This is a genomic window from Vibrio sp. ZF 223 (assembly GCF_003050585.1).
GTDB classification, from domain to species: domain Bacteria; phylum Pseudomonadota; class Gammaproteobacteria; order Enterobacterales; family Vibrionaceae; genus Vibrio; species Vibrio crassostreae.
Genome location: NZ_PIGB01000001.1, coordinates 55,645 through 80,804 on the forward strand (window position 1 = coordinate 55,645; position 25,160 = coordinate 80,804).

Consider the following 25,160-nt stretch of genomic DNA (forward strand, 5'->3'; position numbering starts at 1 on the left):
CAGATAACGGACTAAACTTCTTGCTCTTGCCCGCGGTGATCCGCAGCCAAGTAGGTATATATCGTTGGTACCACGAACAGGGTGAATAATGTGCCCACCGACATACCCACCGTGATGACCAAACCAATCGAGAAACGGCTTTGAGCACCGGCTCCGCTTGCAATGAGCAGTGGTACAACACCAACAACCATGGCTGCGGTTGTCATCAATACTGGTCTCATTCGAACGGTAGCCGAACGAATGGCCGCTTCACGTCGGCTGCATTTCAATTCCTGTTGCATTTGGTTTGCAAACTCCACAATCAAAATACCGTGCTTACTAATCAAGCCTATCAAGGTCACCAGCCCCACTTCGGTGTATATGTTGAGCGTATCAATGCCTAAATACAGTGGCATCAGGGCGCCAAAGATAGACAATGGAACACTGGTTAATACCACTAGTGGGTCTCGCAAACTTTCAAATTGAGCAGCCAGAACCAAGTAAATAATCACAAGAGCAAGGAAGAACGTCGTAACCAGTGAAGAGCCTTCTTGTAGGAACTGTCTCAATTGGCCTGAAGTGTCTGTCGTATAAGACTTAGGCAATATCTTCGCCGCCCCTTCTTCCATCACTTTATAGGCTTCCCCGATACTGATTCCCGGCATCATTTTCGCTTCAATCATGGCGCTGTTAAGCTGTTGAAACTGATCCACTTTCGATGGCTGCACTGATTGGCTAATTTCAATCAATGATGCCAGCGGTACCATCTCATTGGTGTTAGAGCGCACGTGGTAGTTCTTCAAATCATTCCAAGAGTTACGGTTCTCGTTAGGTACCTGAGTGATAACTTGGTAGCTGCGCTGATCCATCGAGAAGTAATTCACGAAGCCTTCACTGATAAAGCGAGACAACACGGTACCGATGTCTTGTGCGTTCACGTTCATCTGAGCCGCTTTATCGCGGTCGATGCGAATCTCTACTTGTGGCTTATTAAAATTCAGGTCGTTTTGCACATAGATGAACTTGCCACTCTTCTGCGCGTACTCTTTCAGTTTTTCAGCGTACTGATAGAGTTCTTGATAAGAACCCGTTGGCGTTTTCAGAACCATTTGGAATGGCAAGCCTTGCGGTGTACCTGGTAAATCTGGTGGAGAGAAGGTATACACCTGCAAGCCCGGTAATACAGAACTCTCTTTTTCGAAACGTTGCATTACTTCTTTTGCCGTTGCGTCACGCGAATCCCAATCTTTCAATACACCCAAACCAAAGAACGCATTGTTGTTCATGTAACCGTTATCTAGCATGGTCATTTCGACTTCATCGTTCTTGCTGATAGAGTCAATAAGAGCCGGAGTAAAGTGGCGAATGTAATCGGTATTCGCTTGTGCAGGACCTTGCCCCATCACAATCATCACGCCCTGATCTTCTTCAGGTGCCAGTTCAGATGAAGTATTCATAAACATGAACACCAGACTGATCATTAACGTTCCTACCACTGGCCAAATATAAACACGGTTGTTCAACACATGTTCGAGCACTTTTCGGTAGCGCTCTGTTACGCCTTCAATCACTGCATCGATCTTCTTAACCAGTTTTCCGTCGAGAACCGATTTATTAAGCAGTTTTGAACACATCATCGGCGTTAGCGTTAAGGCGATGAAACCCGAAATTAGTACTGAACCCGCCAAAGTGAATGCGAACTCAGTAAACAGCTTACCGGTGAGTCCTCCCATGAAACCAATCGGCGCATACACTGCGGCCAATGTAATGGTCATCGCGATAACCGAGCCTGCAATTTCACGAGCACTGTCTATAGCAGCCTTAATTGGGCTGGTACCATCTTCTAAGTGACGAAAGGTGTTTTCCACAACAACGATGGCATCATCAACCACCAGCGATATTGCTAATACCATGGCAAGCAGCGTCAACAGGTTAATACTGAAGCCCATGCTCAACATGAAGAACATAGAGCCAATCAATGACAAAGGAATCGTTACAAGTGGTATCAACATCGCTCGCATTGAGCCCAAAAAGGCGAAGATAACGATGACTACGATCAGTGCGGCTTCGATTAAGGTTTTTGCTACTTCATCAATTGAGGTTTCGATAAACTTAGTCGAGTCATAGATTACATCCGCTTTAATACCTTCAGGTAAGCCTGCTTGGATCTGTGGAAGCAATTCGTAAATGCCTTCAACAACGGTCAATGGGTTAGATGTTGCCGTATTACTGATCGCCGTTGATACGGTAGTCACACCATTGAATTCAACGTCTGAGTCATAGTTTGCTGCGCCTAGTTCAACCGTCGCCACATCTTTTAAGTGCACCAGTTGCCCGTCATGCGCTTTCAAAGCCATGTTCTTGAAATCGTCTACCGAACTTGAATCGGTATGAGCGTTAATATCAACTTCGATATAAGGGTTTTGCAACTTGCCCGCCGCACTCACAATGTTATTTGCACGAAGCGCGTTTTGAACATCTTCAGCCGTCAGACCATATGAAGCCAGTCGTTGAGGGTTCAGCCAGATTCGCATTGCAAAATCTTCTTGCCCCAATATGTCGACCTTTGACACCCCTTCAACAGTAGAGAAAGTCGGCTTAACCACACGGCTCACATAGTCCGAGACTTGCTCCGTCTTCAATGTGTCACTCGAAAATGAAACATATAAGATCGGCGATTGAGACGTCGATTTAAGAATGCTCGGGTCCAATACACCCGACGGCAGCTTATATTTCACTTGCTGCACGAGAGACAAAATTTCGGTCAAAGCACTATCCGACGGATACCCTAGCTTCAAATAAACGGTAATCACGGACTTACCCAGAGCACTATCCGATGTCATGTAATCAATGCCCGCTGTTTGAGCAATTTCTGCCTGCAGTGGCTGCGTCACATACCCTTGAACGCTGGATGCACTGGCACCTGGATAATTCGTTGTAATGGTAATAACGCCCGTTTCAATTTCTGGATATTGGCGCACTTGCAGTGAGGTAAAAGCTTTAAGACCTAACACCAACAGTACAAGGCTTAATACCGTAGCCAAAACTGGACGTTTGATAAATACATCAGTAAATGTCATGGGAGTTTCCTAGTTACTTTGCTTAGTACTTTTATCAGTAATCAACGGATGTTGGTTATTAACCAGAACCCATCCACTATTCTTGAGTTGGTGTTGGTTTGAAGTCACAACAACATCCCCCTCTTTCAAGCCCGAAACCACACCAACATAACCGCCTTGTTTGGGGCCGACTTCAACAGTGCGCTGCACAACCTTGTACTCGTAAAATGGTGATGCATCGTTGCTCGAATGTTCGCTGGCCTTTTTAGTCGACGTATCCAACACAAACACGGTGTTTCCGTATAAGGTGTAACTGATCGCAACAGAAGGTACTGCCACGATAGTGTCCGATTCTGATGTGATTAACGTAGCGTCGACATACATACCCGCCTCTAACGGCACGGCTTGGTTAGCCATGGCTCTCAATTCGATATTGTGCGTGTTGCTGTCTGAGCTCGGTTCAATGGCAGAAATCGTGCCGTGAAAGACTTCGTCGTTCGTTGCTTCTGAATAAAATTGTAAATCTTGCCCTACCTTCACATCGTGTAAATAAAGCTCTGGAATAGAGAAATCGACATATTGCTTTGATTTGTCTTCCAGCTCGACAATCGCTGTGCTTGAATTAATAAAGTCACCCACATCGATATTACGAATCCCAACGCTGCCAGAAAATGGCGCTTTCACTTTCATGTAGTCAATTTGCGTAGCAATATATTCCAGCTTTGCACCTTCAGCATTAAATTGAGCTTGTAGCTTATCAACCGAGTTTTTTGAAACACTGTTATTTCTAAGGAGCAATTTATTTCTCATCAATTCGACTCTAACCAATTCAACTTTGGATAGCTGGCTCTTATAGTTGGACTTCAATAACGCATCATCCAATTTAACAAGAACATCACCCTTATTTACTTGCTGACCTGAAGTAAAGAGAATTTCTTTTACTTGGCCTGACATTTGGCTCGTCACATCAATAGATTGATTAGAATGAATGTTACCAATGACTTTTAAACTTTTATCCCAAGTATCTTGATTTACTTTTTCCGTTGTTACAGATATAGCTGGCAATTTAAAATTAGCGACCTTCTCTTTGATCATTTCACCTTTTACATAATGAAAGCCAAATACAAAAGACAGTAATATAAAAAGAGCTGACCCGACAATAACGCCTTTATACTTACTCATGTGTTCACCTTGTTTTTTAAGTCTGGTCATTCTATCTATCGACACTGCCAATAAATCAAACTCATATAACATCCACCCAATCTTATATAAAATAAAAATCAAACCTTAAAAATCAAACACTTAAGATGAAAATACCAATCAGCACTCAATTTTTGTTTTATTGCTATTTTATTTGAACATGATTTATCTATTTTCTCGATCGATATAATTCTCATCGTTCCTTAAAAAATAAACGAGTTAACTATGTCGAATCAAATTAATCACACTAAAGTCGCTATTAAAGAAAAGATGAAACGTATATATGGAGAAGATGTTACCCATAAACATAATAAAGACCATTTAGAATATAGAGAACATCAACCCTCTCATTCTGGTCAACATGGTGGCGACCCAGAAGGTCATAAGCATTTAGTCAATCACCATTCTGATGGTCATCATGATAAACATCACAAAGATAAAATGCATGACCATAAAAAATCATCGCGACTTCATCATAAAAAGTAGAAGACTGGATGAAGTTCAGATTATTAAAAATAAAGCATTAGATCAGTTCATCAACCAAATGTTGATTAATGCTTAATCAAACGTTAAACCAAATTAAAAAATGAAATAGCGAGTCAATGATGATGCTATTTCATTCAAGGATTACTATGTCATTTATTATTGAACAACTTAGAGACTATCCGTTTATAGCGCTCTTTTTATCACTCGGTCTCGGTTACTTAATTGGTAAAATTAAAATCGGTAAGTTTGAATTAGGTGGAATCGCAGGTTCACTGCTTGTTGCTGTAGCACTTGGTCAGATCGGCGGTATCACGATCTCTAACGAAGTAAAAAGCATCTTCTTTGCTTTATTTATTTTTATGGTGGGTTACAACGGCGGTCCGCAGTTTTTCTCGTCATTCCGCCTTTCATCGCTAACACGCTTATTCGCTTCGTTTGTGATGACGTTTGTAGGATTAATCACGGTTGTGTTGCTATCTAAATGGGCAGGACTAGATAAAGGTTTAGCGGCGGGCCTTGCGGCTGGTGGCTTAACACAATCGGCAATCATAGGTACTGCAGGTAATGCTATCGATCAGCTGAACCTAGCGCCAGATGTCACCTCAACGCTTAAAACAAACGTGGCTGTGGGTTACTCAATCACCTACATCTTCGGCTCTCTTGGTCCGATTCTAATGATGTCACTCATTCCAATGGTAATGGGTTGGAACATAACCAAAGAAGCGAAGAAGCTTACGGAAAAAATGGGCGCAGGCAGCAAGCAGCTAAACGAGGGTGAATTCTCTGCATTGAACCGCGTATCTTCTCGTGCTTATCAAGTGACCGCGAACTCTATGTTTGTTGGAAAAAGTGTTGTCGAGTTAGAAGAAGCATTCGATGCCGACCTCACAATTGAAGCTATTTACCGCTCACACGAAGACACAGAATCAACGTTAGATTTGGCGAAGAACCCTATTTTAGCGGCGGATGACAAAGTTTACCTTACTGGTCTGACTCAGGCATTTCCTAAAGTGACCTCGCTGGGTGTCGAACTCGGTGAATTTAGTGAAGAAAGCAATGTTGTCCAAACACAACAGAAGGTCGTACTCACGAATAAGAAACTAGCGGGTATTACGCTACGTAAGCTTCACGATGAAACGAACGCACGTATACGTCGTGGTGTTTATATCACTCAGCTATCACGCATGGGCCATGATATTTCGACATTGCCAGAAACTGAACTGCACATTGGTGACGAAATCACCTTAGTTGGACAAAAAGAAGACATAGCTAAAGTCATCAAAAAAATTGGCTACAACAGCCCACTGCCTAGTGTTACTGACTTCGTAACAATGTCTTTCGGCATGGTGCTTGGCTATCTGATTGGCGAGATTGGTTTCACTATCGGTGGTTCTCATATCGCTCTAGGTTCAGGTTTAGGTTGTCTGGTTTCCGGCTTACTTGTGGGCTACTTAAGAATGCGTACACCTCGTTTAGGCAGTGTTAACCATGGCGCAGCCAACTTTATGCAGACATTCGGCCTTGCAGTATTTGTTGCGGTTGTTGGTATTAATGCAGGCGCTCCAGCGCTGACGGCAATCAAAGAGAATGGCGTAACGCTCTTACTGCTAGGTGTGTTGGTCACTCTAATTCCTCAAGTACTGACGTTCCTATTCAACTACTACGTACTCAAAATCAAAAATCCAGTAGAAGCGCTAGCGGTTATCGCGGGTAGTCGCAGTGCAAACCCTGCATTCGCATCGCTACTAGAAAAAACACAAAACAGCACACCAGTACCGAGTTTCACGATGACTTATGCGGTTGCCAATATCTTCCTCACCTTATGGGGTCCGATCATCATCAACCTAATTACCAAAATTTCGTAATCAACACCGAATCAGCCAATTGATGATTCAACTTATTCATTAACGATTTAACACAGTAGCTAGCCAAGCAGGCTAGCTGCTCAAAGAAATTAACTCATTTATATATCCAAAAAACTTGGATCTTAAACAAATTTAAAGAGAAACGACTATGAAACGCACAGATGAAAAACGCCTAGAAACACTAAGCCCATTCGAAGTAAAAAACACACTGATCGACCTTGCTCAGCATTCACATGAGAAAACTATGATCAACGCTGGTCGTGGTAACCCAAACTGGGTCGCGACAGCGCCACGTGAAGCCTTTTTCCAATTAGGTATGTTTGCACTAGAAGAATCAAAATCGAATTTCTCAGGGTATGAAGGCTTTGGTGGAATGGGAGTTCAACAAGATATTAGCCTGCGCTTTCTTCAGTTTTGTGAAAAATACGAAGACCAAGAAGGTGTGCAATTCCTCATTGAAGCCTTCCAGTTTATTACGGATCAATATCAGGTAGACGGTGATGCGCTTATTTATGAATGGGTTGAGGGGATTCTAGGTAACAACTACCCAGTGCCTGATCGCATGCTCAAATATTCGGAACTCATTGCTCGTAAATACATCGAGCAAGAAATGGCAGGCTGTCAGCCGCTACCTGCTGGCAAATTTGACTTGTTTGCAGTTGAAGGTGGTACCGCAGCAATGGTCTACATCTTCAATACATTGAAGAGCAACCGCTTATTAAACAAAGGCGACACGATTGCGATTGGCGCACCAATTTTCACGCCTTACATCGAGATGCCAGAGCTTGAAGATTATTCACTAAACAAAGTGGAAATCATGGCAACAGAAGAGTCGGCGTGGCAGATTCCTGATTCAGAATTAGAAAAGTTAAACGATCCAAGCGTAAAAGCGTTCTTCTTAGTGAATCCAAGTAACCCAGCATCAGTAAGATTAAGTGACGAGACGCTCTTGAAGATCGCAGAAATTGCTAACCGTCGTCCTGAACTCATCCTACTGACTGATGATGTTTATGGCACCTTTGCAGATAACTTCACTTCGTTAGCGATGCTTGCTCCGAAGAACACAATTCTAGTGTATTCGTACTCTAAGTATTTTGGTGCTACTGGCTGGCGTTTAGGCGTAATTGGCGTTCACGAAGACAGTAACTTCGACCGCATGATTGCAGATCTCCCGGAGCAAACCAGAGACACATTAACAGCACGATACCAAGGCATCTCCCTTGAACCGAGTAAGATTAAATTTATTGACCGTTTGGTGGCTGACAGCCGTGCTGTCGCACTGAATCATACTGCTGGCCTTTCAACACCTCAGCAAATCCAGATGACGATGTTCTCGTTGTTGTCATTGATGCAAGGTGGTGAAGAATATAAGCGCTTGGCTAAGCAGATTGTGCGTCGTCGATACAATACTTTGATGCAGAAAAACCTAGCAACGCCAATCATTGCTGAAGGCGATAAAACAGGTGCGTTTTATTATGTAGAGATTGACCTGAAAGAAATCGCTCAAACAGTTCACAGCGAGGGCTTCTTCTCTTGGTTAGAAGAAACCTACGAACCGCTAGACTTCTTGGTTCGCCTTGCAGAAGAGCATGGTGTGATTGTCATGCCGGGCGCAGGGTTTGATGCTCCAACATGGTCACTACGTGTGTCTCTCGCGAACTTAGAAGAAGAGCAATACGCCAACATCACGAAAGCGATGAATGAGGTAATGCAAAGCTACGTAGAGCGCTACCAAGCGACTTGCTAACATCGAACAACAGCTAAAAAGCTCATAGAGAAATGATAAAAGCTGAGTGTAAGTTCACCGACTTAGGTTGGCCTACACTCAGCTTTTTTATTTATGGGGAAACGAGTTGAAGCTTAGTTGAACTCATAGGTGTAAGAAGCACCGACACTGTTATTTTCACCGAAATCGTCCTCAGCAAAAATAGTGAAGAAGTTGAATGATTGAGCATCACTCAATTTGTAGCTTGCGCCGACGCCAGCCCAATAGCCGGAGTAATCATCAGACCCCATTGAACCGCCACCGAAGCCCATGATAGACCATTCATCCGTAATCGTTTTTAAACCAAACGCACCAATGTAGCCACCGTGTGTTGAACTCGGCATCAATACATAGTCAGAGCCAACGTTATCATCATCGAACACCGCCACTTCACCATCGTTATAGCTGTAGCCAGCCATCGGGAAGATTTGCCATCCAAACGGCTCAATATCAAAATAACTCAACGGAACAAATGTCCCGATACTGTAGTTATTCTTATAAGCATCGTTGTCGTATTCAGAGCGGCTAAAGTTGAAATTGACGATGCCCAAAGGTAATAACCATGAACCACCCACTCGCCACTCTTCGCCGTCCGCGTTGACACGAGCATTGATCATTCGAGCTTCATCAAGCCCGATAGAGCCTGAGAACTTAAGCTCTTCGTTATAAGCAACGCCGGCTTTGGTCACGATTTTAGTCGGATCATCTGGATGCTTCTCTTCAGCCAAAGCATCCGTTGAACCCAGTATTACCGAAGTAACAATTAATAAATTACGTAATGTCATTAGAATGTCGCGCTAACGCCAACAAAGTGAATGCGGCCATCGAAAGAACCATTCAACAAGTTCACCTGTGAACCTGCCAAGTTTCGGTTCATATCAACTGAACCTAAATCTGCGTATTCATAGAAAACGTCAATTAAGATATCATCCCAATAGGTAGATGCTCCTACCGAGTAGCGGTATTGCTCGCCCACTGGAAGGTCAACCCATTGCATTGAAGGATCGTCTTGTGGTGACGTTTCGTAAGAGAAGCCTGCTTTTAAGCGCCAATCAGAGTTAAGTTGGTAATCCGCACCTACTGCAAACTTCCATACATCATCCCAATCACGTTCGATTGGAACGCCGCCTAAGTCAGTTGCTCCGAAATCTAATACCGTTTCGTCCCAAGCACTCCAGCGGTGGAATTGAACGCTTGCCAAGAGATCAAGTTGAGAATTCAATGCATAACTTGCACTGAAGTCAATGATTTCAGGAAGAGCAATATCTGTAGACAAAGAGTTAGCAACATTACCTAAACCTTTCACTTCGTTATTAAACTCGTGTTCTAGCTTAGAGCGATAACTGGCACCTAACTTGAGTTTATCTGTAGGCGTGTACATTACACCTAGGTTATACCCGTAAGCCCAATCAGTATCTTGCTTAGCTGTAAACCCAGAAGTCGACTGCTCGAATGCAGCCCAACTCAATTGAACGCCAGCACCCACTGACCACTGATCATTCAGCTTATAACTCAGTGATGGGTTCACTTGCATTGCGGTCAGGGTAATGTCTTCTAGAAGTGCAGCACCCGCCCAATCACTGCCGTAATCAAGGCTTGAACCACCAACAGCACCCAGCGCAATACCAAGGTGTAATTTGTCTGTGACTTGGTGAGCATGGAAGGCACCAAATGAAGGCATGACTGAATGAGCTTTGCCGTCTGGATTACCATCGTTGTCTTGATATTTCATCTCAAGATCGAACGCCATGGTGTTGATGGTCGTTTTGCTCTCGCCCATGTGAGACATAGTGGCAGGGTTAGTCCATATCGCAGCAGCAGAGCGAGTATAAACACCGTCACCAGCACCAGTAGTACCAGCATTGGCAACGACCGCTTCTTGCAAAAACAGGCCACTTGCGAAAGCATTTAAGCTAGTAAAAATTGCGGTGGCAGCTATAGAGTAAGTAAAAGTTTTGTTCATCAGATTGCTCATTTAGCCTTAGACATTAAATTGTTCTAAGGTTACCGCAAAGCCTCATAAACAAAGGGAATATCCATTATTCCTGTACAAACGCTATTTAAACTTTCTGGCGACGTATGGTCGTGGGTTATCTCGATGAATTTCACGTTGAGCAGCAATCGCTCGGTTCTTACCCAAAGCGACCTTTATCTGATACCAAGTCTCGTAGAACACAGCCATGCCTGGGCTTGACCACCAAGTCTTGTTATAGAGTTTCTTATTAGCAGCGACAACATCTGGCGACCGATTCGCACATTCCAGAGCCAAAGCATAAGCTTCAGCGTAAGGGTCTTCGGCAATCTTGGTCACCAATCCATATTCTTTCGCGGTTTCGCAGTCGATCACTTTGGCCGTCATCGCCATTTCTAGGGTGTGATCTTTTCGCATCAGCTCTCGAAATGCGATGGCGCCTCCCATATCAGGAATCAAGCCCCACTTTGCTTCCAATATTGAGAAGTTCGCATCAGGGCTAGCAACCCTAAAATCACCACCACTGACTAATTGCAGACCACCTCCCCAACAACGACCATGAATCGCAAAAATGACAGGGCATGGAATATCTCGCCAACCCAATGAAAAACGTTGTGCAGCATTAGGCAATGTCGGTAACCATTTAAACAGCAGCTTCATCGCCCCAGATTTACTGGTTAAAAGGGACTTAACATCAAGCCCTGAACAAAAATCAGGCCCCTCGCCCTTCACTATTACAGCACGAATCTCAGTGTTCTTTTTCAGCTGAGTCACCATGTTATTCACGCCTTGGAACATTGCCATATCAATAGCATTGAGCTTATCGGGTCGATTCAACACAACCGTCGCAATTTGGTTTTCATCGATAGAACAAGTAATACGATCGAGGTTTGGCATGGCGGCTACCTTATCAGTGGTCAGACCTTTAGATTATACATTTTATTAACATATGCCAAACTTGCACATTAAGAAGCGAGACCTGCGTTGCTTAACTCCTCCCCTTTACACAAACGACTCCTACAAAAAAAGCAGTGATGGATCGCTCCATTCACTGCTTTTTATTCGTAGCTTTGGTTGCCAATAGCTTTGATTACCAGTGGTTTTAGGACATTAGCAGAACCTATGCTGTTCGAGATTTCAGTAATAAGAATATGAAATAACTGCCACCAATAATGGAAACTAACGTCCCTGCCGCAAGTTGCGCTGGGAACACCACCACTTGCCCTAACCAATCAGCAAATAACATCAATGCCGCACCAATCAAAAACGATAGAATGATCTGTTCACGAACCAAACGAGCACCAACCATCACCGCGATATGTGGAGCCAATAGACCAACAAAGGCGACCGGCCCCATGGTGGTTGTGACCATCGAACATAACACCGCGACAATACACAACAGAGCCACGTAAGCGATGTTGATGTTCAGCCCTCTGGCACTCGCGAACTGTCGTCCAGTCGCAATTAAGGTCACCCAACGACTCAACAGCAGAGCAACACCAATACAAGCCGTTATCACGACAGCCATTATAGTGGCAGACTCAGGCTCCACACGGTAGGTAGACCCTGCTAACCAAGCCAATAATGTGTATTTCCCCTCACCCACTCGTGTTAAAGAGAATTGCACCAAAGCTTCCAATACCGCGGTCAGCGAGATACCTGTCAGAATTAGAATAGACGGAGCAAACTGATGCTTCTTGCCAAGGAACAGCAATAAACAAAGCGCAATCGCACTACCTAAAAATGCAACCCACGGGCTTAGTGAGTGAATCGAATAGCCCATGAATAAGCTACTGAAAATCAACACCAGAACTGCACCCGCCGACACACCAAGAATGTCTGGGCTTGCGAGCGGGTTGTAGACCAATCTTTGTAAAATCACACCCGCCACCGCTAAGCCGCCACCAGCGAATATCGCGGTTAATATTTTAGGCCAACGAATAGACCATTCAAATGCGTCTGGAATAACAAAGTAGCCCATATCAGAAGAAGGCTGAGACAATGAACTCAACGCCAGCAACCCGAAAATCATTGTGCCCAACAAGAAGTAAGCCACAGGTGAAATAAACTTTGGCCCTTTAGGCATCGAGAAAAACAGCTGATCTTGAGCAGACATTTGCTTGCGAGCAATAATGATCAAAGCTGGAGCACCAATCACTGCGGTTGCCATGCCTGTTGGAATCATATCCAAAGACCATTGCGCCAAGAAGATTGCCAAGCTGTCGGTGACACAAAGTAATAGCGCGCCTAATACACAACTCGCGATGAGTTCAGATTTAGCCTTTAGAAAACCTAGATGCCTAGCGATGTTCGGAGCAATCAAGCCGATAAAGCTGATCACGCCCACTGAGGTAATCGACACTGAAACCAACCAAACGCCGATTGCCATTAGCACAAAGAAGGTCGTGCCAATATTGAGCCCGCGCGCCGCAGCCCCTTCAGTGCCGATGGAAAGCAAAGTCAGAACTCGCGGAGCTAAGAAGAATATGGCAAAAATCGGCAACAGCTTAGGCATCAACCAAAGCACTTGTTCCCAGCCATTTTGCCCTAGGTCGCCCGCTCCCCATACAAACAGATTCTGTGCGTACTGGTCGTTGAGTAGAATAATCGCCGTTGCAAATGCCCCTAGCAATAAGTTGACCGCCATACCCGCCAATACAATCGGTAAACCGCTCATATTTTTAATGCCAACAATGGAGACAATCAGACCCATAGCAAGCAGCGCGCCTATCAGCGCAAACCAAACCGAATATTGAGCAACCAACATTGGCGCGACCACGTTCAGAATGACCAGACCAAGCCACGCCCCTGATGATGTACCGAGTGTAAGTGGAGACATCATGCGGTTCTGCGTTAACTGTTGGAACAAACTACCGATAGTGCCAAGTGTTCCACCAACCAAAATCGCCATCACTAAACGAGGTAAGTTGACATAAATTAATGCCATCAACTCGAATGAATCGTCGACCATTTTATTGAATGTAACGATGTCACTGATCTGTGAGACTTGCTGAAACAACTCACCGATAGGGCCAAATTCAGACTGGCCTAACCATAAATGAATAAGGGCGGCGATAAATAACACCGCCCCCATCATCAAACCACTGGATGTCATTACTGCTCCGCTAACGTCAACAACGATTGCGCCATCGCTTCTGCGTTATACAAAATCGACATAGCACCGCCGTAGCTCCAACTTGCTGCTACAGGGCTAAATTGACCATTACGAACGAAAGGCATGCTCTTCCAAACCGGAGAACGATCTAACTTGTCTTGATATGGGAAAGGTTCGAAGTAAAGCGCAATACCACCCTTAACATTCTTAAGCTCGGTCATACGCTTTTGACTGATGCCCCACTGACTCGCAGGAAGATCCATCGCATTTTCAAAGCCTAGCTGCTCAAGCGCATATTGCGGAATCGAGTTATCACCGTATATGTAAACCGAAGTCGTGCTCGCAAAACGGAAAGAGGTCACTTTCGGCTTGTCGCCCGGATACGCTTTATCTAGTTCAGCTTTTAAAACCTCAAGACGTTCGTCCATCGCAGCCAGTTTGTCGTTCGCTTGCTCTTCTTTACCAAGCAATTGGCCTATCTTCTTGAAGTTATCGATAGCCGCCGCCGCATTGCTATGCTGTTCACTGTACGTCTGGTAGTAAAGCACGGGCGCAATTTCAGAAAGTCGTTCCTGAAGATCTTTCTGAGGAGAAGCGATAAGAATCACATCAGGATTTAGCTTCTTCAAAGCAGAGAAATTAGGCTCAGTTCGAGTGCCAATATCGGCCACGCCTTCTGGAATCGCAGGTTGAACAACCCAATCTGTATAGCCAGCGATATCAGGCACTGCCACTGGTGTTACACCGAGTTCAATCACTTGTTCAGCAATGTCCCAGTTCAGCGCAGCCACTCTAACAGGCTGAACTTCAAGGGTTTTAACACCCTCACTGTCTTCAACTTGAAAGTTGGCCATCGCTTGAGCTGATAACAACAAGCTCAATGAGACAATGAACGAACTCACTTTAGGAAAACGAGAAGTAAAATAGTTGGCTTTCATATAATCACTGTCACTTTTTAATTGTTTATTTAACGACAAAAGCAGCCTACACAGGCTGCTTAGATTTATGTATTCAAATGAATTAGAACTCGTAGTTAACGCTGAGCTCTACAGACTGCTCAGCACCGAACCAACAGTTCGATTGGTCGTAACAGGTGTAGTACTCTTCATTAAACAGGTTGTTAACCATCAAATTAGCCGTTGCACCAGATAGTGTGTCGCTTGCCTCACCTAAGTCGTAACCCATAGAGATATCAACGACAGTGTAAGACGGCACTTTCCCTTGAGTATTGGTTGCATCCATCTCCATGTCACCCATGTAACGAGCGCCAGCACTCCAACGCGTACCTGCTAAAGCACCACCGTACACATAGTAATTACTCCACAAATTCGCAGCGTGTGTAGGTACGTAGATTGGTGTCGTTCCTTCAAGGTCAGGGTTTGCATCTTCCGTTACTTCCATATCGACGTATGTATAGCTCGCGTTCACATCCCAATCTTCCGTGACAAACCATCGGCCTTCAAGCTCCAAACCTTGCGAGCGCACCTCGCCTAGCTGAATCTTAGAACGGTATGTAGGATCTGATGGATCAGCAGCAATTGAGTCTTTCTTAGTAATATGGAAATAGGAAGCCGTAACCTGTTGCGACATATCTGGAGACAAGTATTTAATACCCAGCTCGACCTGTTCACCTAGCTGAGGTTTTAAAGAGTTGCCATTAATATCAGTACCTGCCGCTGGCTCAAAGCTCGTCGCGTAACTTACAAACGGAGAAATACCATTATCTAGCTCATACAAGGCACCTACACGATAAGAGAACTGGTTATGTTCAGCTTCTTCTTTTCCATCATAAGTTGGGTAAGAGCTATTTTTATCATCGCTCGCCTTGAACATGTCGTAACGACCACCAGCAAGTAGAACAAGCGCGTCGTAGCGTACTTGGTCTTGGAAATATAGTCCTAGCTGCTCGGTCGTAATGTCGTGAGATTCACGGTAGTTCTCTTGAAGCTGACTTTTATCCAAAAGGTCAGTTTTCGGATTGTAAGCATCAAACCCATAGAAGCCCGCATTCGCAGTGAATTCTTTGTACAGAGAATCACCTGTTAGCTTTAGGTAGTCGACACCGAATAGTAAATTATGCTCTAAGCCACTAATTTCTAGGCGACCTGAAACTTGGTTATCGATAACAAAACTCTGTGAATCCTCATCCGTACTGTAAGCATTTCGAATTAAACTGCCTGTCGCAGGGTTGAAATTAGTCGCGGTGTGGTAAGTATTCTCCTGGTACAGAGATGCATCGGTATAGCGAGCGTTCTGAAGAAAAGTCCAATTATCGTTGATTTGATGATTGATCTTATAGCCTAACATCAAGACTTCACGTTCAAAGGTACTCCAGTTCTTGTCACCCATGGAGACAGATGGATCACTTGCCTTCAGCACTTCAAGCGGCATTGCGGAGTTAGTACCCATTGACGGATCATTTTGATAGTAAAAGTTGAAGTTAATAAGTGTTCTATCAGAGACCTGCCAATCTAGTGAAGGAGCAATCACATAGCGCTCTTCTTCGGCGTGATCGACTTGGCTGTCTTGTTTACGAGCGAGTGCTACCAAGCGGTAAGAAAAGTCACTGTCCCCCAATTGACCTGTTGTATCAATTGACGCTTCCATAAGGTTTCTTGAGCCAGTAGATACTCCTACTTTTGTAGCCCCGTCTTCTTGCGGCGTCTTTGCAATCATGTTGACCATACCACCCGGTGGCATAGCTCCATACAACACAGACGTAGGGCCTTTAAACACTTCAACTTGCTGAATCGCAATAGGGTCTATTTGAGGTTGTAAGTTCCAACCAGTAAGGAACGGAAGTACCAAACCATCGTAGTAGCTTTGGTTATTACTAAAGCCACGAATCGAGAACGTATCGTACATCGTTACTGATGCGCCCTTCTGCTCGGTTACAACACCCGGCGCGTATCTAAGCGCTTGGTTGAGGGACTTCACACCTCGTTGATCTAACTGTTCTTCATCAATAACGGTAATACCTTGAGGCGTCTCTTCTGGCTCAAGTGCCGATTTTGTTGCGGTATTACGATAGGCTTTCCCCATAATCGTGACAGTTTCGATATTCGAGTCTGCCGCTGTAACGGTTTCTTCCGCCAACGCTTGCGCTGAAAATGCAGTGAGCAACGCTACTGCCAATGATGAATACTTAAAACGAGTGTGAGTGGTCATGATTCCCTCGGTACCAATGCTTAACATAAATAATAATAAATCTCATTTGCATTGTATGTATCTAGAGATGGGATAATTAACAATTTGGTGCAAATTAAAAAAGAACTTGGCCTAATTTTAATAAAAATCGGCCAATTGCTGATTAAAAACACAATTGACCTTATTCAGTGGGAGGTTTTATAGAAAGAGGTTTCGTGGGGATATGATTACGATTTAATAATAGGAACCCAGTACTCCATTTCAGCATCTGATGCATGGGCTTGATAGCCAAATGGGTACACTTCGAGTTCATAGCCATCGACACCACGATAACCAGAACTCGGCAGCCAGTTAAGCACAAACCAGCTCAAGGTATGTCGCAAGTTTTCAATCGGCCCACAATGCTTAACCACAGCATAAGTTTGCTTAGGGATGGTCAGCACCTTCAATTTATCGGATATGATGCTTGGTAATTGCGGGATGGAAATTCCGTCGTGAAGCTCAACACCGGCCCAATAGTGGATGTTGGTGCCATCAAAACAAGACTGAGTAAGATCAACGACGCCAATAAACTGAAGCACATTATCATTTGGAATCGTAACTTCCTGTTCCAAGCGAGACCAAAGTTGAGGGACTTTCTCTGCAAAATCTTGTGTTAGTGAAAACAAGCCGCTGATTTCTGATGTTATGCCTTTAACAAGGAAAGACTCTCTTTCGTCAATACGAACTTCAACAAAACTCAGAGCGCCTTTTTCTTCTGCGCTGACAGTTTCAGACACTTGTATCGGCTTTCTTAGCCCTACTCTTTTGCCCGCTTTTCTATATTGGCTTGGGCTTGCCCCAAACATCTGCTTAAAGGAACGACTAAAACTAATTTCTGAATTGAACCCAAGCCCGAGTGCAACATCGATGACACGCTCTCTTCCATCAAGTAGCTCTTCTGCTGCCTGACTCAGTTTTAGCTCTCTCACATAGTTAGCCACAGTAAGCCCCGTTTCGGCTTGAAACACTCTTTGCAGTTGCCAGCGAGACCAACAGCTTTGCTTTGCAATATCTTCTAGAGATAACGCAGAGCTAAGGTTCGCATGGATATAAGCTAGAACGCGGCTGATACGGTCAAATGCAGGAGTGTTCATAGTCACGCTTTTATAATCTCGATAGTGGTAACAATTAAGTCGATACAGGAATACTTTTTAACATTTAAAGCGACTTTTATCACTTAATAATGGCCAAGGCGCACTCAATTTATAAATCTTTTAAACCAAGAGTTCTCTGAAGAGATGCACCATTTTGTATGGTTATCGTCAATGAGGTTCGCTATGATAACGCAACTGATTCTCATTTAATGGTTTAAAATGCTTTCCCAGCTGCACAATATTGCCACTCGTCGCAGAGCCCCCTCCCTGCACCAGAAAATCTTCGCTTACTCAAAACAAATAACGCCTTATCTAAGCGGAAGTTATGGCTCTCTGAGCAGCAAAAGCATCGCAATGACAAACGATAAGAGCCATATCGAGATCAAACGTGTTTACGATGGATTAGCGGAAAATCACACAGAAGCAGGCAAAGCTTATTGGTTAACCCGAACTTGGGATCTAGTTTGTTGGCAACCTATCTATGTGACCTTCGTTTCTATCTACGGCCTTCACTCGCTGCCTGATATTAAGAATATCGGTCAGTTTAGGTACAAAGAGTTCGTCACAGGATACCGATTCTTTAATGGTGATCATCAACACGGCTCACCTGAGGAATTGATACCTAAAGCGGGCGAAGCCATACTTGCACTTACTGAGTTTTATCGCAGCCAAATAAGTGAATGGACACGCATCCGCCCAGGCTTTACTAACCATTTGCTGGCGGATCTACTGTTAGGCAGTTTGATCAAATTACAGCAGCATGAACCGAGCCTGACCAACGACTACATCACAGCACAAGCTAAGCTTTGGTTAGAAGCATGCCAATTACCTGAAAGTCACTTAGACAGCCTCAAGGTCGATGCCGATTCAGGAATGCTTAAACTGATTAGAGTCAGCTGTTGCTTAGTTTACAAATGCGATTCGGGAAAGTATTGCGACGATTGTCCAAGACACCCCGATAACAAAAAAGCAGCACAATAACACCCTCTATTTTTAAAGGCCAATAACGCTCATTTGATTCCATTGAGTCGCTTTATTGGTCTAGACACAGGACTGACATGTTTCAGCTTTCAAACATCAAAATTGTTCGTGATGAACGAACCATTCTCTCAATTGAAGACCTTGCGATTCCGACCAATGAACTGACTGTCGTTCTTGGCCATAATGGTTCAGGTAAATCTACACTCGTTAATTTGCTATCAGGGCAGATGTCACCGGATCATGGTAGCGTTGAACTGGACGGCACTTCTCTTTCTTCACTAAAAAGCAAAGACTTAGCCAAGAAGATTGCGTATTTGCCACAAAAGCTCCCTGCTTCTGCTGGCTTAACGGTGGAAGAGCTGGTTCGTTTAGGGCGTTTCCCATGGAGAGGCGCGTTAGGTCGTTGGAATTCAGAAGATAAGTCGATCATCCGACAAGCAATGGAAAGAACCGGTGTTACTGAATTCTCACAAGCATTAGCGGATGACTTATCTGGTGGTGAACGTCAACGAGCGTGGGTCTCTATGTTGCTGGCTCAACAGTCACCGGTATTGATCCTTGATGAACCGACTTCTGCATTGGATGTTCATCACCAATTCCAACTGATGAGTTTATTGTCTGAACTGAACAAAAATGAAAACGTTGGCGTTATCGTGATTCTGCACGACTTGAACCTTGCACTGCGCTACGCGACGCACATCGTTGCTCTGAAGAAAGGTCAGATTGCATTTGAAGGCAGCGCCGATAAGTTACTCGATGAACAGGCTTTGTCTGCACTGTATGAGTCCCCAATTCGACTTATCGATCATCCAGTTCCAGCTAAGACAGCTGCAAGCGAAAAGGTCGCCGTTGTCTGCGAGTAACCCGAAGAATCAAAGTTAAGTGAATGAGGTACTCATTCTTTGGATAACTCACCAGCATAACGAGTGAAAACAGAGTAAATGTTTCCTTAAACTTAAATCAACACAAGCTACACTAATACCACCTCATGAAATCAAGAGACTTCAATGAACACTTATCACCGCATTCTATGCTCTGCTTTGGCACTTGTTGTGTCCAGTCCTATTGCCTCAACGGCGGCCTTCGCCTGGCAAGCTGAGAAGATCACAGACGGTCTCGTAATCCCATGGGGCCTAGCTTATGTCGATGACGACTCTATGCTTCTCACAGAAAAAGCCGGCGTTATTAAACACGTTAATTTGAAAACAGGTGACCAAAGCACACTATTCAGGCTGCCTGATGTTTGGGCAAAAGGTCAAGGCGGCGCTCTAGATATTACGTTTTCACCCTTTGAAGAAGACAAACTCTATGTGACGTATAGCAAAGACATCGACGATGAAGGCGTAACCACACTCGCTTCCGCTGATTACAAAAATGGTGAAGTGTCTAATTGGCAAGATGTGTTTGTTTCGAAGTCGAGAACCGATACTGGGCGTCACTTCGGGAGCCGCATTACGTTTGACGATAGCCACCTTTACTTTTCTATTGGCGACCGAGGGGATCGAGATAACGGCCAAAACACCATGACGCACGCAGGTTCAATATTACGACTGAATGCCGATGGAAGCACGCCAAGCGACAACCCTTTCACAGATAACGACAAGGTTCTCGACGAGGTTTGGAGTTTCGGTCACCGCAACCCGCAAGGGCTTTTCTATGATTTCCCAAGTCAAAAGCTTTGGTCTATAGAACACGGTCCGCGTGGCGGTGATGAAATTAACTTAATAAAAGCAGGAGCTAACTACGGATGGCCAGTCACATCACACGGTAAGGAGTATTGGGGCCCTATCAGCGTTGGCGAATCTGAAACCAAAGAAGGCATAGAAGCGCCTAAAAAGGTCTATGTTCCTTCAATCGCTCCGGGCAGTTTGATCGTCTACCAAGGTAACAAGTACCCAGAATTACAAGGCAAGCTGTTGGCAGGGGCACTAAAACTTACCCACATCAATATCGTCACAGTTAACGGGCAAGGTGAGGCAATCGAGGAAGAACGCATTTTAGAGGACTTAGGCGAAAGGATAAGAGACATCGAAACTTCACCAAACGGAGACATCTTCTTCAGCACCGATAATGGTAATCTATACCGCTTGAAAAAGTAGTGGCGACACCGATACAAACAGACGATATTTGATAATGATTTTATAAATAAAGCCGTTAAATACAGGCCCTCAAGTCAATTTAACGGCTTTCTTATCACAAAGTAGAATGTGCCAAAACAGTGCAACCACTCTAATTTTGTCATCAAATTCACCTAGGTTTTTCACAAAAACGACAAGAAATCACCATACAACTGTAACTCCATGATATTTAAGGAATGCAAAGTTTGACTACCCCCAAGTTTCTGCAACCTTTCACTATGGATTCGATTGACTATCCCCTGATTTGATTTAGACTCCATTTCGGCTAGAAAGAAAGTTCTTTGTATATAAACATTTCGTTGGATTACTAGTAACCCCGTTGTGTTGTACGCAATAGCAATAAACTTTTCCACGCTATCAGTGCCACAATTGGCTCACTATAAAAATTAATTTTAGGGATAACATCATGTCTAACACAGTTACTGGTACAGTAAAATGGTTCAACGAAACTAAAGGCTTCGGTTTCATTCAACAAGAAAACGGTCCAGACGTATTCGCACACTTCTCTGCAATCACTGGCGAAGGTTTCAAAACTCTTGCTGAAGGCCAAAAAGTTGAGTTCGTAGTATCTCAAGGTCAAAAAGGCCCACAAGCTGACAGCATCAAAGTACTTTAATTTAGTATTTTAAAGCTTTCTAAAAATAGCCAGCCTCTGCTGGCTATTTTTTTACCCGCTATTCAGAGATTTAAGGTAATATTCCCCTTCACTATTTCTACCTAAGACACCCTCTCAATGGCTCTTAAACCGACAATCTATAAGTTTCACTAAAATACGTCACTCCCCGCCCTACCTAGCAATAGCCACATACACCATTATTTTCAAACACTTAATGTAAATAACAACCTAGAAGAACTTCAATAAACTGCTATAATCTCTGAACCTTGGTACACCTTTTGTACCCCTCAAATCACCCTTTTGGTACACCTCAGAGGCACACGTTCATGGCATCTTATAGTATTGAAAAACGAACTCTAGCAAGCGGCGAACCTCGCTACAAAGCCACTGTTACGGTGAAACATCGAAGTAAAATTGCTCAACGTTTTTCCAAAACTCATAAGAAGAAAACGCTCGCTACTGCCTGGGCAAAAAATGAAGTACGAAAGATAGAAGAAGGTGAAACTCAAGACCGTTCTGTACCCATTGGCCAGCTGCTAGACATGTTCATTGAAAACAAAAACCTCTGGGACAATACTGGCCGATCTAAACAAACCGTATTAAAAATGCTGCGTGATTGTGACATAGCAAAAATCTATTCAGATGAGCTAACCACTAAAGACTTGATTGAGCACTGCCAAGATAGATGCAGTACGGGAACCAAGCCCTCTACCGTCTATTCCGACATCTACTATTTACGTTCGGTATTCAAACGAGCTAACCCTGTCTTCAACGTTGCCGCGAACGTGAACACATTCTTAGAAGCAACACCTATTCTCTATGAAATGAAGCTCATCGGTAAATCAGAGAAACGAACAAGACGCCCTACTACCGATGAAATAGACTTATTGAAAGAAGCACTAGAAGAGCGCGAGCAGCGCAGAGAAAACAAAATCCCCTACTCCATGCTTCTAGACTTCAGCATCCTGAGTTGTATGAGGGTAAGCGAAGTTTGTGGTATTCGATGGGAAGACTTAAACGAAGAACTTAGAACAGTGATCGTACGTGATCGAAAAGACCCACGTAAGAAAGAAGGCAACCACATGGTCGTTCCTCTACTCGGTGAAGCATTCGATATTGTAATGAAGCAAGAACGAAAGGGAGACTTGATATTCCCATACAACCCACGTTCAGTTGGCCGAGGTTTTGTTGAAGTGTGTCAAAAGGTTGGGATTGATAACCTGCGCTATCATGATCTACGCCGTGAAGGTGCAAGCCGCTTGTTCGAGAAAGGTTTTACCATTGAGGAAGTTGCTCAGGTAACTGGCCATAGAAACCTAAATACCTTGTGGCAGGTTTATACCCAGTTGTTTCCACATAAATTGCATGAGCGTAAGATATGAAAAAAGCCGCTAAAAAGCGGCTTTTTATCATGAGTCGGTCGGAGCGGCGCCCGCAGCCTTGTAATCGAATATAAATTCACTACAAGTCACTGAACAAGTTGCTGCAAGTCAATAATATATCTTCTCACAACTTGAACCACGCTCTGCACGTCTAGGGTAACTGTGCTTTTACTATTATGCCTAGCCTTCAAATGGTTACCTCAGGCTGACAAATCGTCTTTAAACGACCTGAGATAATCATAGATAAAATCAGTTCTAGTGTCAACCACATCATATTGCTAGAATGTATCGTTCTCAACTTTGCTGAAGAAAAACAATGACTACCGATACCTTTACTAAAACTGGAGATAAACCTTTCGACTATTGGTTAATCAATGATAATAAAGATTGGGCAGTCATTCCAGCAGGAACTATAGAAGGTTTTGATGAAGATCTACCCATTCGCCTTCAGGTGGGTAATAAAGGGTTTGGTCAAAAGCACATCGAGTTTCGCCATGGCCACTGGTTAAAAAAGATTAAGAAAACAGTTCAAGAGGCACTTTCTACAAAGCTAGGTCAAAGTGGTAATATTTTTACGACTGAAGAAGATAACAAGCTCAAAATTATGATGCGTGTAAGCCCAGACTCTCTACTCATCATCCGCTACGTTTCAAACAAACAAGGGAACTTCTTCACTGTGGTTTCTCTCTACTATAAGAATGAACGTGTTGACGGTGATCATGTGGGCCGTTATGAATCAAAATTTAAATGCTAAAAAGGAGCCTATTGGCTCCTTTTTGTTTATCCAGCTAAACTTTGGGCATAGGAACTAGCAAGCATTAAGGTGATAGAAACTACAACTAACACAAAAATCCAAACTAAAGTATAAAGATTTCGTCTCTTCGAAATGAAGCGATTGTTTTGTTCATAGTACTTATCATTATTCAGAATGTTTTTCATGTCTTCGACCGTTAACACATTCTCATATGCCTTCTTCGATTGTTCATACATATCTCCAAACCTTTTTTGGTCTTGAAATGACTCAACCAAAGCAAAACCAAATAAACTTGTAAAAACAAATAAAGCTAGGCCAATAACCAAAACAAACACATCAGAACCAATAAAAGCAAACAAATCAGAATAGCTATATATCTCACTACTTTTCGAAAAGATCCTAAACAAGATAGTTGAAATTGCGAAGGTCGCAACACCAAACACACCTGTCTTAATTGAGTTTGCAACTTTCTCAGCAGCTTCCCCCGCCTTCTGTGCAGTGACCTGCATTTGGTCAGCTAACTTACTCGTAGCATCAATGTAACTCTTCACATCATCTTTTTGTGAAAGGATGAAACTAGAATACGCTGAAGCTAAAACAGGTTCATTTACGCTCAATAAATCATCAACATGCAAAGGAATAATATTACGGGTTACACCAAGCTTATCTACAGAGCTACCTTCATACACCCATTTATACAATGACCATAAGTATCTAGCATCAATATTTACTAAAGCTGCAAAATCATAAGAGCCTGATATGTCTTTTAAGCCTTTAAGCTGATACTCGACCGAGTTATTATTTATTGAAGTTAAGTTAGCGAAAAAACTTATTAAGTAAGCATTCAATAGACCATTAAATACACTAGCAATAGCCTTTAGATCTTTAGTTTCATTCTTTAACAACTTAAAGTGTCCCGGCAAAAATGGCCACTCCGATGCATTTGAAAAGTGACCTAAAGTTCCCCGAATGCGCTTTGCTTCATCAGCATCAGTTTTATTAAATTTGGGATTAAATGAGTTAACTGAAAATTGACTCTTAGGTACAAAATAGAAAAACTCCGTATGAGACAAAGACTCGAAGTCTCCTAAAAAAGCCACCCCACGAGCATCTCTCCAACCATAACGAGTCACGATCTCACTATGAACTTGCCCTAGAGACTTTCCTTTTAAATACGCTGACAGAGAATCAATTGAATAAACCTGGTCTATCAATAGCCCAGGCTTCGGCTCAGCAGTCGACTTAAATATAGATAGGGAAAAAGAAAGTTTTTCTTCACCCTCTAACTGTTCTATCTCATCACGTAAATCACTGAAGCGTTCTTCAAGGGTTTCTTCAAGTGTCGTATTCGAGAACTCTATAGAGTCATCAAGGTCATGAAAAACTTTTATCGTAAATCGGTCTTGATGCCCTCGGTATTTTTGAAGAAAACTAGCCAACGAATCAACATCACTTTCAAGCAGGTTAGCTAGTTTGCAAGATGCAGAGAAGTGAGTGAGAGATTCAGTGATACTTTCCCACTCTTGAACTGGTGTTGTCCAAATACTTCTAACATCATCTAGCAT

The 25,160-nt window shown here is 43.4% G+C and carries 19 protein-coding genes; 9 read left to right on the plus strand and 10 right to left on the minus strand.

The window, feature by feature from the left end:
- Window positions 1-11 precede the first annotated feature (11 nt).
- Complete coding sequence (locus tag CWO13_RS00205) at window positions 12-3,059, minus strand: efflux RND transporter permease subunit (protein WP_102432370.1); 3,048 nt, start codon at window positions 3,057-3,059, stop codon at window positions 12-14.
- Between the two features lie 9 nt (window positions 3,060-3,068).
- Window positions 3,069-4,220: an efflux RND transporter periplasmic adaptor subunit gene (locus CWO13_RS00210; RefSeq protein WP_102458799.1), complete on the minus strand. Its 1,152-nt coding sequence runs from the start codon at window positions 4,218-4,220 to the stop codon at window positions 3,069-3,071.
- A 243-nt stretch (window positions 4,221-4,463) separates the two neighbouring features.
- Here CWO13_RS00210 and CWO13_RS00215 point away from each other — a divergent pair, with 243 nt between their 5' ends.
- The 3 genes from CWO13_RS00215 (at window position 4,464) to CWO13_RS00225 (ending at window position 8,336) form a co-directional block, all read left to right on the plus strand.
- Entirely contained in the window at window positions 4,464-4,724 is a 261-nt protein-coding gene (locus CWO13_RS00215) for a hypothetical protein (protein WP_017081481.1), read from the plus strand.
- Window positions 4,725-4,870: 146 nt separating this feature from the next.
- Entirely contained in the window at window positions 4,871-6,589 is a 1,719-nt protein-coding gene (gene aspT, locus CWO13_RS00220) for an aspartate-alanine antiporter (RefSeq protein ID WP_102431690.1), read from the plus strand.
- A gap of 148 nt (window positions 6,590-6,737) precedes the next feature.
- Window positions 6,738-8,336 (plus strand): bifunctional aspartate transaminase/aspartate 4-decarboxylase, encoded by a 1,599-nt coding sequence (locus tag CWO13_RS00225; protein WP_102431691.1) that lies wholly within the window; start codon window positions 6,738-6,740, stop codon window positions 8,334-8,336.
- A 113-nt stretch (window positions 8,337-8,449) separates the two neighbouring features.
- Here the strand turns inward: CWO13_RS00225 and CWO13_RS00230 are convergent, their stop codons facing one another.
- The 7 genes from CWO13_RS00230 to CWO13_RS00260 form a co-directional block, all read right to left on the minus strand.
- Window positions 8,450-9,139, minus strand: a complete 690-nt coding sequence (locus CWO13_RS00230; RefSeq protein WP_102431692.1) for a hypothetical protein — start codon at window positions 9,137-9,139, stop codon at window positions 8,450-8,452.
- Complete coding sequence (locus tag CWO13_RS00235) at window positions 9,139-10,317, minus strand: OmpP1/FadL family transporter (RefSeq protein WP_102431693.1); 1,179 nt, start codon at window positions 10,315-10,317, stop codon at window positions 9,139-9,141. The genes CWO13_RS00230 and CWO13_RS00235 overlap by 1 nt, the downstream gene beginning before the upstream one ends.
- Before the next feature lie 93 nt (window positions 10,318-10,410).
- A complete protein-coding gene (locus CWO13_RS00240) occupies window positions 10,411-11,223 on the minus strand; it encodes a crotonase/enoyl-CoA hydratase family protein (RefSeq protein ID WP_102530273.1) in 813 nt (270 codons plus the stop codon).
- 223 nt (window positions 11,224-11,446) lie between these two features.
- A complete protein-coding gene (gene fhuB / locus CWO13_RS00245; RefSeq protein WP_108082307.1) occupies window positions 11,447-13,441 on the minus strand; it encodes a Fe(3+)-hydroxamate ABC transporter permease FhuB in 1,995 nt (664 codons plus the stop codon).
- Window positions 13,441-14,379: an iron-siderophore ABC transporter substrate-binding protein gene (locus tag CWO13_RS00250; protein WP_102431696.1), complete on the minus strand. Its 939-nt coding sequence runs from the start codon at window positions 14,377-14,379 to the stop codon at window positions 13,441-13,443. Before CWO13_RS00250 ends, fhuB begins: the two co-directional genes overlap by 1 nt.
- A gap of 82 nt (window positions 14,380-14,461) precedes the next feature.
- Window positions 14,462-16,609, minus strand: a complete 2,148-nt coding sequence (locus CWO13_RS00255; protein ID WP_102431701.1) for a TonB-dependent siderophore receptor — start codon at window positions 16,607-16,609, stop codon at window positions 14,462-14,464.
- Between the two features lie 206 nt (window positions 16,610-16,815).
- Complete coding sequence (locus CWO13_RS00260) at window positions 16,816-17,724, minus strand: AraC family transcriptional regulator (protein WP_102431697.1); 909 nt, start codon at window positions 17,722-17,724, stop codon at window positions 16,816-16,818.
- A 219-nt stretch (window positions 17,725-17,943) separates the two neighbouring features.
- On the opposite strand from CWO13_RS00260, the gene CWO13_RS00265 reads away from it, so the two are divergent.
- From CWO13_RS00265 to CWO13_RS00295, 6 genes are all read left to right on the plus strand, one after another.
- On the plus strand, window positions 17,944-18,705 hold the full coding sequence (locus CWO13_RS00265; RefSeq protein ID WP_102431698.1) for a siderophore ferric iron reductase: 762 nt from the start codon (window positions 17,944-17,946) through the stop codon (window positions 18,703-18,705).
- Window positions 18,706-18,782: 77 nt separating this feature from the next.
- Window positions 18,783-19,568, plus strand: coding sequence for an ABC transporter ATP-binding protein (locus tag CWO13_RS00270; RefSeq protein ID WP_102431699.1), 786 nt, complete (start codon window positions 18,783-18,785; stop codon window positions 19,566-19,568).
- Window positions 19,569-19,712: 144 nt separating this feature from the next.
- On the plus strand, window positions 19,713-20,804 hold the full coding sequence (locus CWO13_RS00275) for a PQQ-dependent sugar dehydrogenase (protein WP_102431700.1): 1,092 nt from the start codon (window positions 19,713-19,715) through the stop codon (window positions 20,802-20,804).
- Between the two features lie 445 nt (window positions 20,805-21,249).
- Complete coding sequence (locus tag CWO13_RS00285) at window positions 21,250-21,459, plus strand: cold-shock protein (RefSeq protein ID WP_004737278.1); 210 nt, start codon at window positions 21,250-21,252, stop codon at window positions 21,457-21,459.
- 326 nt (window positions 21,460-21,785) lie between these two features.
- Entirely contained in the window at window positions 21,786-22,841 is a 1,056-nt protein-coding gene (locus tag CWO13_RS00290; protein ID WP_108082308.1) for a tyrosine-type recombinase/integrase, read from the plus strand.
- A 316-nt stretch (window positions 22,842-23,157) separates the two neighbouring features.
- Window positions 23,158-23,595 carry a hypothetical protein gene (locus CWO13_RS00295; protein ID WP_108082309.1) on the plus strand — a complete coding sequence of 146 codons (438 nt, stop codon included), beginning with the start codon at window positions 23,158-23,160 and terminating at the stop codon, window positions 23,593-23,595.
- A 26-nt stretch (window positions 23,596-23,621) separates the two neighbouring features.
- On the opposite strand, the gene CWO13_RS00300 is transcribed toward CWO13_RS00295, so the two are convergent.
- Complete coding sequence (locus CWO13_RS00300; protein ID WP_108082310.1) at window positions 23,622-25,160, minus strand: hypothetical protein; 1,539 nt, start codon at window positions 25,158-25,160, stop codon at window positions 23,622-23,624.